The organism is Vibrio brasiliensis LMG 20546 (genome assembly GCF_000189255.1).
Classification (GTDB): domain Bacteria; phylum Pseudomonadota; class Gammaproteobacteria; order Enterobacterales; family Vibrionaceae; genus Vibrio; species Vibrio brasiliensis.
Genome location: NZ_AEVS01000071.1, coordinates 155,494 through 169,758 on the forward strand (window position 1 = coordinate 155,494; position 14,265 = coordinate 169,758).

Sequence of the window (14,265 nt, forward strand, 5' to 3'; positions counted from 1 at the left end):
TTTTCAATTCGCGAGCTACTAAGTGAAAAAATGAGGAGAAACAAAATCATGAACTCACACGCTCTACAACACCTGCGCGAATACTTGAACAGCCAAATCATTGGCCAGAGCGAACTCGTGAACCAGTTACTTGTTGCCTTGCTCGCCGATGGTCACATTCTTGTTGAAGGCCCTCCTGGTCTTGCTAAGACCCGCGCGGTTAAATCTCTGGCCGATTGCATTGAAGGCGACTTTCACCGCATTCAATTTACTCCAGACCTGCTACCTGCAGATTTGACAGGTACCGATATTTTTCGTCCGGAAACGGGGGAGTTTAGCTTCCAGCCCGGACCAATCTTCAATTCATTGATTCTTGCCGACGAAATTAACCGCGCACCAGCTAAAGTACAGGCGGCAATGTTAGAAGCAATGGCAGAAAAGCAGATCACCGCTGGGCGTAAAACCTATCCCCTGCCTCAGCTATTTCTGGTAATGGCAACACAGAACCCGATTGAGCAAGAAGGTACTTACCCTCTTCCTGAAGCTCAACTAGACCGTTTTCTCATTCATCTCGATGTCAGCTACCCTGATGCCGAAAGTGAACTGGAGATTTTGCGCTTAAATCGTGGCGAAGCTAAAGGTGAAACAGGTGTTACCCCTCCAAGCCTGTCTCAGGCGGAGATTTTTGCGGCGCGCAAAGCGGTACTAGAGACTCACATGGCGGAATCCATTGAGCAGTACATTATCCGACTAGTGATGGCAACGCGAGAGCCAGCCAAATATGACACTACACTGGCTCAGTGGTTAGATATGGGTGTCAGTCCCCGTGCAACTATTGCTCTTGACCGCTGTGCTCGCGCTTATGCATGGCTAAACGGCCGTGATTATGTTTCTCCTCAAGATGTTCAGGCAATGGCATTTCCTGTGTTACGTCACCGTTTACTACTGAGCTATCAGGCGCAGGCCGAAGGTATTGAGCCGAATCAAGTGATCAATAAGCTACTCTCCTTAGTCGGCAGTGCTTAAGGCGATTGAGTATGGATAGCAGATTGCCCCCTTACAGCGATGGTGTAAACCTGACTCTTGATGAGCTGCTCTATTACAAACAGCAGTGCATCAAATGGTTGCCGCCGGGCAAGAGTTTATGGTCGCAGATGCTCGGTCAACATCAGAGTCGTCAGCTTGGGCGGGGGATGGACTTTAGCGAGGTTCGTCAGTATCAGGCAGGCGACGATATTCGCACCATCGACTGGCGAGTAACGGCCAGAACGGGTAAGCCGCACACTAAGCTTTTTTCAGAAGAACGCGAGAAACCAATCGTGTTGTATATCGATCTGTCGAGCAGCATGATGTTTGGTTCGACGCTGATGCTTAAATCGGTTCAGGTTGCTCATATGGCTAGCCTGATTGCCTGGCTCAGTGTTACCGAGCAGGATCGTGTTGGTGCTGTTATTGATACTGGCAACCAATTGGTTGAGCTCAAACCTACAGCAAGGCATAAAGGTGCATTAGCGGTAATCCAATCTCTGGTCAGCTTACATCAACAGCAATTAAAACAGCGCGCAAATAGTGAATACGGTTTAGAAATGGGCTTACGCGCCGTTGCACGTCTGTGCCCAAAAGGAAGTGAGATCATTGTACTGAGTGATTTCTCACGCTTTACGCCTGAACTAGAGCCTCAGCTTAGCCGACTAAACCAGCACAACCGCGTAAGACTGGTACAGATTGTCGATCCGCTCGAACGAGGTGAGACCAAGTTTCGCGGCAGCGAACAAGTCTCCGATCAAACTAAAACGTTATGGCTAGATTTTTCATCAACTAAAACCCGCCAAGGTATTGGGCAGGCTTTCGAACAACAGCAGCACTACCTCCAACAACTCACACAAAAAATGGGTATCAGTTTTTCAACGCTCTCTAGCGATGCTGCTCTTACTCAACAAATACATGGATTTTAAGAATGAGCAACGAGACTCAACAATCACTTTTACCTCTTAACCCTATGCACCTTCCTGAGCCACCATCATGGTTGCCTTTAGCTTGGGGATGGTGGGCGACCATTGCAGCCGCTTTGACGCTATTGCTTGCGACCTGGCTATTCATTCGATGGAACAAAAAGAGACTTGCCCCCAAGAAAACGGCACTGCGCCTGCTTGCCCGTGGAGAAAAACCCTCGGAGGCGATTGAGTTGGTGAGACAAGCCGCACTGTGTTACTTCCCCCGTGAGGAGATTGCCCAACTGACGGGAAGAGAGTGGTATGCATTTCTTGATAGCCAGGCGACAGGTTCTCGTTTTGGCGATAACTATGATCTATGGCAGCAAGCGCTATACAGCTCTCAGCCAGTAGACAATGCAGCGGAACTCATTCAGCATTGCAGTGACTGGGTAGAGCAAGCGCTGCCACCGAAAAGAAGGAGAGCGTCGCGTGGCTAACATCAGCTTCGTCTGGTGGTGGGTCTTATTGCTGGCACCACTGCCACTATTGATCTATTTTTTGCTACCGAGCGTCACAGCATCAACGCCTATTCGCTTGCCTTATCTGCCACAGTCAAATAGTGGTAAGGCGCCGAAAAACAATGTAGCGAAACTGCTCGCGACACTGTTTTGGCTCAGTCTGCTTGCCGCCGCCGCTAGACCCGTTTGGTACGGAGAACCGGTTACCACTCAACCAAAACATCGCGACCTGATGTTAGTGGTCGATCTTTCCTACTCGATGAGTCAAAAAGATATGCTCAGCCAAGACGACTACATTGACAGGCTAACCGCCGTTAAGAAAGTCGTTTCTGACTTCGCGCAGCAGCGTGAGGGTGACCGACTCGGACTGGTACTGTTTGCCGATCACGCCTATCTGCAAACACCGTTAACCCTTGATAGAAACACGATTGCCAAGCAAGTGGAATCTCTGGTTCTGCGTCTTATCGGAGATAAAACCGCGATTGGCGAAGGGATAGGTTTGGCGACCAAAACCTTTATCGATAGCGATGCGCCGCAACGTGTGATGATCCTGCTCAGCGACGGTAGTAATACTTCCGGCGTTCTTGACCCGATTGAAGCCGCCAAAATTGCCAAAAAGTACAACGCAACTATCTACACCATAGGGGTTGGGGCTGGTGAAATGATGGTGAAAGAGTTCTTTATGACTCGCAAGGTCAACACTGCTAAAGATCTTGATGAAAACACCTTACAAGAGATTGCAGATCTCACCGGCGGGCAGTATTTCCGTGCACGTAATGCCGATGAACTGGCAACCATCTATGACACCATCAATAGCCTGGAGCCAGTCAGTAACGCAACACAAGTCTGGCGACCGCAGAAAGAGTGGTTTGGCTTGCCGCTTACCATTGCCTTATTAAGCTTTTCACTGCTGCTAGTCCTAAGGAGAGATCATGTCTGATTTTATCTTGCTCTACCCCTTATGGCTCGTCGCGCTCATCCCATGGGCCGGATTTATTGTCTGGCTGATGCACAGAGGGCGATCACAAACTTTGATTGCCCCTCACCTTGCTAGCGCAATGGGGATTGCCAGCGCCATCAAGCAGCCAGCCAGACTACGTATCATTGGCATTTGTGGTGTGATTGCGATTGTCGCTTTGTCAGGCCCTAGCGTTTCCAAGCAACAGCGTCCCAGTTACATTAATAGCAGTGCTCGGGTGATGGTTATGGATATGTCGATGTCCATGTACGCTACCGACATCAAACCTAATCGCTTAACTCAGGCCCGTTTTAAAGCACTCGATCTGCTCAAGAATTGGCAAGAAGGCAGCACCGGATTAGTTGCTTACGCGGGTGATGCCTATCAGGTAAGTCCAATGACCAATGATTCGCAAACCATAGCTAACTTACTGCCTAACCTATCCCCAGAACTGATGCCGTACCCGGGGGCAGACGCTGGAGCTGGGGTTAAACTTGCGATTGAGATGATGACCAATGCTGGTTTGGCTTCCGGTGATATAGTGCTGATCAGCGATGATATTGATAACGCTGAACAGCAAGCGATAGAAAATCAGTTGAAAGGAACGTCGTGGCGACTGGTGATCTTAGGTGTCGGCACACGTTCTGGCGCGCCAATCAAGCTGTCTGACGGCTCATTGATGACCAAAGACAACGGACAACCTGTGGTCGCTAAAGCCAACTTCGATAATATGCGTGCACTTACTTCAGCGGTAAATGGCTACTTTGTACCGGTACAAGTCACCAACAGTGATATCGAAACTATCACTCAGGCGACTTCCCACATAGATCAAGCCAAAACGTCGAAAAAAGACCAGACAATTTCTGAGCGAGTTAATCAGGGCTTCTGGTTAGTTCCATTACTGTTGATCCCTGCCCTACTGATGTTTAGACGCGGTTTGTTGTTTGCGCTAACACTGATGTTGATACCAACACTGACACCTAAGCCTGCAATGGCAAGCCCGTGGTTGACCAATGATCAACAAGCGATGCAACGTTATCAGGCCAAAGACTACACTGCTGCTGCGGAGCTATTTGAAGATCAAAAGTGGAAAGGTATTGCTCAATATCAGGCTGGAGACTTCCCTGCTGCGATTGATTCTTTACAGGGTGCCGAGCAGTTGGAGGATAAATACAATCTGGCTAACGCGTATGCTCAGAATGGGCAGCTGGATCAAGCGGCACAGATGTATCAACAGATACTTGCTGAAAAGCCTGATCATCAGGACGCTAAACACAATCTTGATGTGGTGCGTCAGGCGCAACAGCAACAGCAACAGCAACAGCAACAGCAACAGCAACAGCAACAGCAACAGCAACAGCAACAGCAACAGCAACAGCAACAGCAACAGCAACAAGGTGAGTCGTCTCAAGATCAGAGTCAACAACAAAGTGAGAGCCAATCTTCATCATCGTCACAAAACCAGCAAAAAGAGCAGAGTTCACCACAACAGAATCAGCAATCCTCTGATTCAAAACAGGAATCTGGTAAGCAACAAGCTGAAATGAATCAAGCTGAAAAGAGTCAATCCCAACAGCAACAAAGTAAGTCTGACGACAAACAACAGCAAGATGGTGACGAGGGCAAAGCACAGCAAAGCCAAAAAACGCAGGATTCACCACAACCCGATGACTCTGCCCAACAACAAAATCAGGCCCAGGCGCAAGATAATCAGCAAGCAATTGAACCCGAGCTGAGAAAGCTTCAACAAGTAGAAAGTGCCCGAGATCCGAGTCGACTACTCCGTGCACAAATGCTGCTTCAGGCACAACAGAAAACACCGCCTCAAGACACAGGTAAGAAATGGTAATGAATAGATCAATCAAACAATATATTTTCAGCTTAATCGCTGTGCTGTTTGCACTGATGAGCCCGTTAGCATTAGCCACCAATATTACGGCAACAGTCAGTACCAACAAGGTGGTCAAGAATCAGGTATTCCAGCTAAGAATCGTGGTCGATGCTAAAGTCTCTTCTGATGCGCTCGACCTTTCTGTGCTTGAAAAAGACTTCTTTGTCGGCAGACCAAACTTTGGCAGTTCGATGAACTTCATTAATGGTAAACGCTCTAATCGCAGTGAATGGAATGTCTCGTTAGCCGCTCAGCGTTTAGGTATCGCTACCATACCGAGTTTTACTGTCGATGGCGTCTCGTCACAGCCAATATCGATTCAGGTATCAGTTGATAACAACCAGCCAGATGTTAATGATTTAGTAGAGTTACAGAGTAACCTCAGCAAAACCACGCTTTACCCGAATGAAAACGCGTTGTTAACTACTCGATTGATCGTCAAGGCGGATCCACGGAGATTACAAAACCCAAACATTATTGCGCCAAAAGCTCAAGGCATTGCGCTTAAACCGATTGGCGAACCAAACCAATATCAAGCAGTGGTGGATGGCGTCGAGGTGACAGTCGTCGATCAGAGCTACAACATCACAGCTGAGAAAGCGGGTCAGTTCTCCCTTTCAGGTATCGGTTTTAAAGGCAGCGTAGTGTATGGGGATAATCGCACGGGTACCACGAAACTGGTTTCAGCCGATACGCCAGCAAAACAGTTCCAGGTTTCAGTGAAACCAATCCCAAGTGACTATCAGGGACAATGGCTTCCAGCCTCTTCGTTGACTCTCTCACAACAGTGGCGTGACTCTGCAGGTCAGGAAATTGACCCGTCGACGCCTTTTAAAACCACGGTTGGCGAGTCTATCACCCGCGAAATCCATCTCGATATTGCCGGACTCGCTTCTGAACAGTTCCCTGATATACAAGTTAGCTACCCGGGTTCAGTACGTCTCTATCAAGAAAAGCCACAGTTTAACGACCTTGGAAAAGGTGTGACCCGAATGACAGTCAAACAGGTGTTAATTGCTCAACAACAGGGCGAAGTAAGCCTTAATGATGTCACGCTAAACTGGTGGGACAGTAGCAATCACCGTCAGGATAAAGCGACTCTCAGCGGTCTGAAACTGGATGTGGCGCCAGCAAGCCTGAACAATAATGAGGTCATTGCGACACCAAACGTACCCGCTACAGAAACGAAAACCATCACTATCTATCAGGCAGGTATCTGGCCATATATCGCTGGATTGTTCGCGCTTCTCTGGTTGGTTACTTTAGCTTTGTGGTACCGAGCGAGTAAAACTAAATCAAACATTGAAACCGAGCTGCCTGACAGCCCGACTCTGGACAAATTGCTTAATGCACTGGCTAATGGAAATAGCGTACAGGCGAATTACCTGCTCAATTGCTGGCTTGATGAACATCCTCAACTGGATCCAGCGGTTACTGAGAAAATTGAGCAGCAGCGCTCGGCAATGAACCGAAGCGGTTACTCGGACTCAGCAGACAAATGGCAGTCAAAAGAGTTGATCACCTTACTCAAAAAAGCCAACAAGTCATCAAACAAACGCTCATCTCACTCAGAAACATTGGCCTCGTTATAAATCAAGCCAATTGCAATTAAGGCAGCCTTTATCGGCTGCCTTGTTAATTTCAGCTTTATAACCCATCAACTTTCCGGTCATTTCGAGACGACAAAATCACTCCTTATTAGTAACAAGATCGATTAGACTGATAGAAGAGAGTTTTACAAAGGTATCCTGTTTTGGCTAAGTGGTTGTTTGTCGTTGGTTTGGCTGTTTGCTTCCCTACCTGGGCGAGCATAGACCTCATCAAAGTCGACAAATCAAAACGTCGAATGTACCTGATTGAGAACAATGAGGTGGTCAAAGAGTTCAGAATTGCTTTAGGTAAGAGACCAAAAGGACACAAAATCCACGAGGGTGATCAGCGTACTCCCGAAGGTCGCTATTTTTTAGATTTTGTGCTGGAAGATTCTGAGTTTTATCGTTCCATCCACATCAGTTATCCCAACGCTCAAGACATGGCATATGCGATGAACCGTAATCTGGATCCGGGGGGCAACATAAAGATTCACGGTTTGAAGAATGGTGAAACCCGCCCAGCCAACTATGTTCAAAGCTTTGACTGGACAGATGGTTGTATTGCGATCAGTAATCAGGAAATGGACCAGCTACTTCAACTGGTTGAAGTGGGTACCCCAATAGACATTACTTGGTAACTCGAGGCGCTTTTTCGCGAGTGACCCACCAGCACATCAAAGAGCCAACGGTTACCATAACCACCCCCTGAATAAAGCTGTGCGTCAGTACTAAACCCAGAATAAACGATGAAATCACTGTCGATAATACTGGCGTGAAGTAGGACATGGTGGCAAGAAACACCATGTTTCCGCCAATAATCGCGTAGTTCCACAGCGCATAGCCGCTGCCCATCGCAATACCCGATACCAGCAGCAATCCGCCAGACTCTAGCGTCAGTGTCATCCCCGTTTCATCACTAATAGCGTATTTGATCCATAGTGCCACTGCCGTCATGATGAAAAACAAGGTAATCGCATTCTGGCCATTAGCGATACGCTTGGTCAGGTTACAGTAGATAGCCCACAGGAATGCGCCGATAAATGCCATAGCATAAGTGGTTGGGTTAGTCGCGACATTGGCTGCAATTTGCGCCACAGTCAGCCCCTGATCACCCGTAATACTCCACGCTACACCAAAGAATGCCAGCGCTATGCTTGGATAAACGAGCCAGTTGGTCTTTTTACCACTTGTCAGCACCGCCAATAGCACGGTTAAAGCTGGCCAAAGGTAGTTGATAACCAACATCTCTATCGCTTGCTGACGCGAGTTTGCCATTGCCAATGCTAACGCCAGGCAGATCTCATAGGCGACGAACAAGCTGCCGCCAATTAAGACATAGCGTAACGAATAGTTGCGTAGCTTTGGACGTCCCATAACAAGCACCAAAAATAGTGAAGCGACAGTATAAATTGACGCCGCCCCACCAACTGGCCCTAGCATTTCAGTTACCGCTCTGGCTAAACCCATCACGCTGCTCCACAGCAGAATGGCAACCATACCGGCAATAGTGAATTTATGAGTATTATTGTTCATGGTCATTTACTCAAAAAAAAGCCGAGCTGAACGCTCGGCTCGTAATCTGTTTGCAGCAGTTACACAATTTCCCAACTGTGCGTCATCTCAATGCCTTTACCCAGCATTAGACACACAGAGCAGTATTTCTCTAGCGAATCAGCAGCAACTTTGGCAACGATCTCTGGAGACAGGTTTTCACCAGACACTTCAAAGTGGATGTTTACCTGAGTAAAAATACGTGGCGCAGTTTCTCGGCGCTCAGTCGTTAGCTTGGCATTACACGCCGTCACTTTCTGGCCCGCTTCTTTCAAACCATCGACGACATCCACTGAGCTACAACCACCAGCAGCCATCAACACCATTTCCATCGGACTCGGCGCAGTTGCTCCACCGTTGCCATCCATAACAATTGAGTGACCTGACTGAGATTGACCCAGAAACTTAAACTCTTCTACCCACTTTACTTCAGCTTGCATCTTTATAATCTCTATTGGTTCGAGGAAACAGCATCATCGCTTGGGAATACTACCCCGGTTTGACGACGGATTTCCTCCAGTAACTTAGCTACAACAAGCGAACGCTGGCTGCATTGTTGATTGGCTGATTGTTGCTTAAATTGGTCTGCAAATTCAAGTGCTTCGTAGTACATAGGATTAGATACCTGCTCAACACTCACATCTCGCGCGACCTTATCCTTGCGCTCAATTTTAATCAGCTTGCTTGCAGTGGAGATCATTTCCATCTGCAGAGCCCCCTCTTCCCCCTGAATCTCACTCGGCAAATAAGAGTCACTGGTTTTAGAGTGTTGTAGCACGACCTCAAAACCGTCGTAATTTAGAATCACACTGCCGCTGCCATCAACCCCGGAACTGAGTAGTTGAGCCTGTGCCTGAAGCGAAATAGGTTCACCGAATAGCTCAACGGCAGAACTAAGGCAATAGAAGCCGATATCCATTATCGAACCATTGGCGAACTGCGGGTTGAAAGTATTAGGGTTTTCGCCAGCAAGAAACTTAGGATAGCGCGATGAGTACTGGCAATAACTAATCATACCTTTACGCAGTTGACCAAGCGACGGGAGTAACTGCTTAAGTTTTTTAAAGTTAGGCAAATGGGCTGACATAAAGGCTTCAAACAACACCACCTGATTCTGTTCAGCCACTTCAAACATTTGCTTCGCTAGCGCATAACTAGCGGCCATCGGCTTTTCGACAATCACATGCTTACCCGCCTGCATCATTTGAATCGCCTGGGGACCATGCAGGGAGTTAGGGCTGGCAATATAGACCACATCAACAAAATCTGAATCCGCTAGCTGGTCTAGATCATCGAAAAGAGCGGGTGAATCATATTTGCAGGCGAAACTCCGTGCCTGCTCAATTGAACGCGAGTATACCGCGGTGAGTTGATACTCTTTGGTCATCAACGCCGCTTCAATAAACTGGTCGGTAATCCAGTTAGTGCCTATGACAGCTAGCTTTATCATTTCACTTGTTCCTTACAACATCAGCGTGTCTGTGCAGCGCAGTAGCCTTACACAGTCAGTACTACTCTCAATGCCAGAAGAATTAACACCGCTCCTGATAGTCGGTCGATCAACATTGCTTTAGAGCGAATTTTGTCGATCAGCTTAGGGCTAGAGAGTAAGAAGGTAATCAATGTATACCATAAACCATCGACAACCAACGGAGTCATTACGATCAGGCTCTTAGCGGTGAAACTATCACCGACAGCAACAAACTGACTAAACAGAGCGATAAAGAACAAAGCAATCTTTGGGCTCAGCAGCGAAATTAGAAAGCCTTCTTTAGCAGATTGCCAGATAGTGGTTTGTTGACCAGATTCAAGCCGAGCCGCGACACCACCTTTAGAACGCAATGCATTGTAGCCTAAGTATGCAAGGTAGGCGGCACCTGCATAACTGATGGTTTTAAACAGTAGTGGAGATTGCTGTAGAACAACGGCTAAGCCAATCAGGGTAATAAAGGCGTAGATGCCAATACCAAAGGCATGTGCCCAAGCGGTCGCCAGACCGTTAAGTCGACCGCCAGCGAGGCTGTGTTTAGCAACCATAGCCAGACTTGGTCCCGGAGACATGGCGCCGAGAATACAGATGGTAAATAGAGAAAGCCAAATCGTGAACGTCATTAATTCTATCCTTATAATCGCCGAGTCAGTCCCGACGTTGAAAACTTGCTTTCACGTTAAAGCATCCTGCTAATGATCTGAAATCAAATCTCGTTATAGCGGTAATGATTTCAAATCATACCGATTGAGTAAGGTGATGTCTGCATTGCATGGAGTACTTTATCTCGCATCCATTGGTGTGCCTTATCGTGATCATATTTTGGATGCCACATTAACCAGTAAAGATGCTCACTGGTGTCAAAGGGTAATGGACGATAAGTTAACTCAGACTCGCGCGCTAAATGATAGGCAATATGCTCAGGTACTATCATCAGGTGATCGCTATTTTTCAACGCATTCACCGCTGCTGAGAAGAATGGCACTTTGAGAGCGATACGACGTTGGAAACCATGCTGCGCCAGCGCCAGGTCGGCATTGGTATCCTTATCGCCACCGCCTGTGACTTTCAAATGCGGATAAGTGACCAGCGCTTCACAACTTATCTCCTCGCGACCAGACAACGGGTGATCGGCGCGCATCACACACATCGACTTATCGTGACCAATCTCTACGCTGCTAAGATGTTGAGGCTTTTGAGCCAGCATAGTCGACGCCAGATGAATACCTGTCTGTTCAAAGTTGGCCAAAAATTCTGGCTGCCATAATCGATAGGCAATGTTGACCTTTGGCGCTTGTTCCGTTGTCACGGCGACCACATCCGGCAAGATATATTGAGCAACATAGTCACTCGAAGAGAGAACAAACTCTTGTTGCCATAGTTTAGGATCGAAAGGCTTATCCGCCAGCAGCGCATCAAATTCGCCCAACAACACTCTTAGTTTATCCTGCATCTCCAATGCGCGCGGGGTTGGTACCAGGTTGTTACCATCTCGCACCAGAAGTGGGTCGCCACATAGGTCACGAAGCTGCGCTAGCTGTCTGCTCATCGCTGACTGAGTGATATGCAATCTTTGCGCTGCACGGCTGACATGGGTTTCTTCTAGCAGCATATGCAGTGAACGAAGTAAATTTAGGTTGAGGTTAGTTAGCATTGGATAACGTATTAAAGAATTCAGTCAGTACCGTATGAGTCATCAAATGACGTAGTTCCGGTATTTTTTGTAACTCATCGCGAATCGCATTGAGTTGAGTCATGGTTTCCACTTCAACATAAAGCATCATGTCTGTCTCACCACTGATCGCATGACACCATTTCACACCATCAATCTGATAGATATGTTCTGCATAGGTTTCGCAGTATTGTGTGGAACTGGACATATCAAACTTCAGCGCCAGATACGCTTTAATCAGTTCAATGTTGTCTTTTTTCGCCACATCAGCGTGATAGCCAAGAATGACTTTCTCACTCTCAAGCTTCTGAACTCGCGCCGTCACCGCCGAACGAGAGAGGTTTACCTTGCGTGCAATATCACTAACGCTCGCTCGGGCATTGAGTTTTAAGATATCGATGATTTGCTGATCAAATTTGTCCATTTTTATTACTTCCTGTCTACCCCCAACTTATCCTGTCGGTTAAATGCAATGTGACATAAAACCGCTACAGATGAAAGCAGACAAATTGTCAGCGATTTATCTTCAAACCGACATAATGACAGCAAACTGCGACGAAATGACTAATGCATAGATAAGCCGCTTCAGATAACCTAATCACAAAGTCAGAAAAGATGCAGGGAAAGCACTATGAGCGAGTTAAAACAAGAAATTACCTTACTGTCAGGCATCGGGCAGTTATCAACCACTTTATTGGGAACAGGACTGTTTATGGTGCCCGCTATCGCTGCTGGCATTGCCGGACAGTTTTCACTGTGGGCATGGCTACTATTGTTTATCGCGATCTGCCCCATAGCCCTCACCTTCGCTCAATTGGGCAAGCGCTTTCCAAATGCAGGTGGAACGGCTTACTTTGTGCGTAAAGCCTTCAACCCTAAACTAGAGAAAAGCGTTGCCTGGCTGTTCTTAAGTGTTATCCCGGTTGGCGTACCTGCTGCCATTGCTTTAGCAGCCGGATTTCTTCAGCAGCTTTTACCTCAGGGCTTTAGCTCATCGCTAATGGCCCAGATAATCACCGTCGCCCTGCTGATTGCCGTCAACCTCGCGGGAGCGAAATCCTCTGGGCGATTACAAACCATTATTGCGATTGCGATTTTCTCACTTATTGCTGCATTCTGGTGGAAAGGCGGTTTTACCAGCCAAGACCTTGTATTGCCTCCCCTATCTGCTGACAGCGTTTGGCCTATTGGCTTAGCGCTTGGGGTGATGTTCTGGTGCTTTGTAGGTATCGAAGCATTTGCCCATATGGGTGAAGAGTTTAAGAACCCGCAACGTGATTTCCCAATCGCGATCGTGGTGGGTTGTTTCGTTGCAGGGGCGACTTATTGGGTCTGTTCGGTAATCATCCTTAAAATGGGCGCTTATGGTACTCCCGCCTTTGACAGTGCCTCTATTCCGTGGATTTCTGAGCAACTGTTCGGCGTAGAGTTCAAGACGCTGATCAGCATCATTGGCTTTGCTGCCTGCTTTGCCAGTGTCAATCTCTACACCCAAAGCTTATCGCGTATGCTGTGGGCACAAGCACGGGAATATAGTCCCAACAGTGCACTCTCTCGCCTTTCCATCCGAGGCGTTCCCGCTCACGCCACACTGGCTGTCGGCGCGGTGGTTGCTGTCTCATGTGTGATTGGCGAGATGTCAGGACTTGACTTGGAATTCTTTCTTAAACTGGCCAACGGTATCTTCGTTCTGATATACCTGCTGGCCATGTTAGCGGCGTATAAGCTGCTTAGTGGATTGAGTCGTCGACTTGCTGGGGTGTCACTGCTGTTGTGCAGTGCGGTATTTATCTGCCTCGGCTGGTCAATGCTTTATGCCGTGACTGTATTCGCTGTACTTAATCTACCATGGAAAAGATGGCGAACCATCAAACAGGGCAACATCAGATAGCAAATCGCTCAACAGTGCCTGAGTGGATGTGCAGAATGCTCTGCGGAGTCACCTGCTTCCACTCAGCACTTTTTTCTAGCGGCTCTGACGCCAGCACAATATTAGCTCCATCCTGTTTGATAAATACCGTCGGCGCTTCAGAGTCACAACTATAACGAACAACCCAGAAGCTTTGCCCATCGGAAATACAGATTGATGCCTTAAGAGGCTCAGTAACCTGTTTACTCTTCATCGCAACAACGATGCTTTCTAATGTGGTTTTAATCGCTTTAACCGGGTCATTAACCAAGCCGTTTTGCAACATTAACAAGAAAATCAGCTCACTGTCTGTGGTTCCCATTCGTTTTAAATACAGCTCTTCACTCAATTGCTGCTGCAGTTGATATTTAACCTGTTCAAAACCGCCAATCTGCCCGTTGTGCAGAAACATCCAGTTATCGTCGATAAATGGATGACAGTTTGAGCGGGATACTTGAGTGCCGGTAGACGAACGCACATGAGCCATAAAACGGTGTGAACGGATATGGTGAGCGAGTGAGCGCAGGTTTTCATCTCCCCATGCTGGCAGGACTTCATGAAATTGCCCCGGTGTTTCGCGTTCGGTATACCAGCCTAAGCCGAATCCATCAGCATTGACTCGGGTAACGGCTTTTCTTGCCTCCAGGCTTTGGTGAACCAACGAATGCTCAGGTTCATAGACTAACTCGTCCAGATAAATGGACTCTCCCTGATAAGCTAACCAGCGGCACATATCTTTCCCTCATATGACGTTAACACCCTCTCATAACAT

General features: G+C 47.6%; 15 protein-coding genes. 8 read left to right on the forward strand and 7 right to left on the reverse strand.

The window, feature by feature from the left end:
* The first annotated feature begins 48 nt into the window (after positions 1-48).
* From RH46_RS12230 to RH46_RS12260, 7 genes are all read left to right on the forward strand, one after another.
* Positions 49-1,005 carry an AAA family ATPase gene (locus RH46_RS12230; protein ID WP_006879776.1) on the forward strand — a complete coding sequence of 319 codons (957 nt, stop codon included), beginning with the start codon at positions 49-51 and terminating at the stop codon, positions 1,003-1,005.
* Positions 1,006-1,016: 11 nt separating this feature from the next.
* Positions 1,017-1,934 (forward strand): DUF58 domain-containing protein, encoded by a 918-nt coding sequence (locus tag RH46_RS12235; protein WP_006879777.1) that lies wholly within the window; start codon positions 1,017-1,019, stop codon positions 1,932-1,934.
* Between the two features lie 2 nt (positions 1,935-1,936).
* Positions 1,937-2,410 carry a DUF4381 domain-containing protein gene (locus tag RH46_RS12240; protein ID WP_006879778.1) on the forward strand — a complete coding sequence of 158 codons (474 nt, stop codon included), beginning with the start codon at positions 1,937-1,939 and terminating at the stop codon, positions 2,408-2,410.
* A complete protein-coding gene (locus RH46_RS12245) occupies positions 2,403-3,371 on the forward strand; it encodes a vWA domain-containing protein (protein WP_006879779.1) in 969 nt (322 codons plus the stop codon). Before RH46_RS12240 ends, RH46_RS12245 begins: the two co-directional genes overlap by 8 nt.
* Positions 3,364-5,238: a vWA domain-containing protein gene (locus RH46_RS12250; RefSeq protein WP_006879780.1), complete on the forward strand. Its 1,875-nt coding sequence runs from the start codon at positions 3,364-3,366 to the stop codon at positions 5,236-5,238. Before RH46_RS12245 ends, RH46_RS12250 begins: the two co-directional genes overlap by 8 nt.
* Positions 5,238-6,872, forward strand: coding sequence for a BatD family protein (locus tag RH46_RS12255; RefSeq protein WP_006879781.1), 1,635 nt, complete (start codon positions 5,238-5,240; stop codon positions 6,870-6,872). The genes RH46_RS12250 and RH46_RS12255 overlap by 1 nt, the downstream gene beginning before the upstream one ends.
* Positions 6,873-7,033: 161 nt before the next feature.
* Positions 7,034-7,510, forward strand: a complete 477-nt coding sequence (locus RH46_RS12260; RefSeq protein WP_006879782.1) for a L,D-transpeptidase family protein — start codon at positions 7,034-7,036, stop codon at positions 7,508-7,510.
* Here RH46_RS12260 and yddG read toward each other — a convergent pair.
* The 6 genes from yddG to RH46_RS12290 form a co-directional block, all read right to left on the reverse strand.
* A complete protein-coding gene (gene yddG / locus RH46_RS12265) occupies positions 7,500-8,405 on the reverse strand; it encodes an aromatic amino acid DMT transporter YddG (RefSeq protein WP_006879783.1) in 906 nt (301 codons plus the stop codon). The genes RH46_RS12260 and yddG overlap by 11 nt on opposite strands.
* 59 nt (positions 8,406-8,464) lie before the next feature.
* Entirely contained in the window at positions 8,465-8,863 is a 399-nt protein-coding gene (locus tag RH46_RS12270) for an OsmC family protein (RefSeq protein ID WP_006879784.1), read from the reverse strand.
* 11 nt (positions 8,864-8,874) lie between these two features.
* Positions 8,875-9,873: a Gfo/Idh/MocA family protein gene (locus RH46_RS12275; protein ID WP_006879785.1), complete on the reverse strand. Its 999-nt coding sequence runs from the start codon at positions 9,871-9,873 to the stop codon at positions 8,875-8,877.
* A gap of 47 nt (positions 9,874-9,920) precedes the next feature.
* The gene (locus RH46_RS12280; RefSeq protein WP_006879787.1) at positions 9,921-10,535 is read right to left on the reverse strand and encodes a LysE family translocator; all 615 of its coding nucleotides are present in this window, start codon (positions 10,533-10,535) and stop codon (positions 9,921-9,923) included.
* 110 nt (positions 10,536-10,645) lie between these two features.
* The gene (locus RH46_RS12285; protein ID WP_006879788.1) at positions 10,646-11,566 is read right to left on the reverse strand and encodes a LysR family transcriptional regulator; all 921 of its coding nucleotides are present in this window, start codon (positions 11,564-11,566) and stop codon (positions 10,646-10,648) included.
* On the reverse strand, positions 11,556-12,008 hold the full coding sequence (locus RH46_RS12290) for an Lrp/AsnC family transcriptional regulator (RefSeq protein WP_006879789.1): 453 nt from the start codon (positions 12,006-12,008) through the stop codon (positions 11,556-11,558). The genes RH46_RS12285 and RH46_RS12290 overlap by 11 nt, the downstream gene beginning before the upstream one ends.
* 207 nt (positions 12,009-12,215) lie before the next feature.
* Here RH46_RS12290 and yjeH point away from each other — a divergent pair, with 207 nt between their 5' ends.
* Positions 12,216-13,475 (forward strand): L-methionine/branched-chain amino acid transporter, encoded by a 1,260-nt coding sequence (yjeH, locus tag RH46_RS12295; RefSeq protein WP_006879790.1) that lies wholly within the window; start codon positions 12,216-12,218, stop codon positions 13,473-13,475.
* Here yjeH and RH46_RS12300 read toward each other — a convergent pair.
* Positions 13,468-14,226, reverse strand: coding sequence for a class II glutamine amidotransferase (locus RH46_RS12300; protein ID WP_006879791.1), 759 nt, complete (start codon positions 14,224-14,226; stop codon positions 13,468-13,470). The two genes, yjeH and RH46_RS12300, sit on opposite strands and share 8 nt — an antisense overlap.
* Positions 14,227-14,265 lie beyond the last annotated feature (39 nt).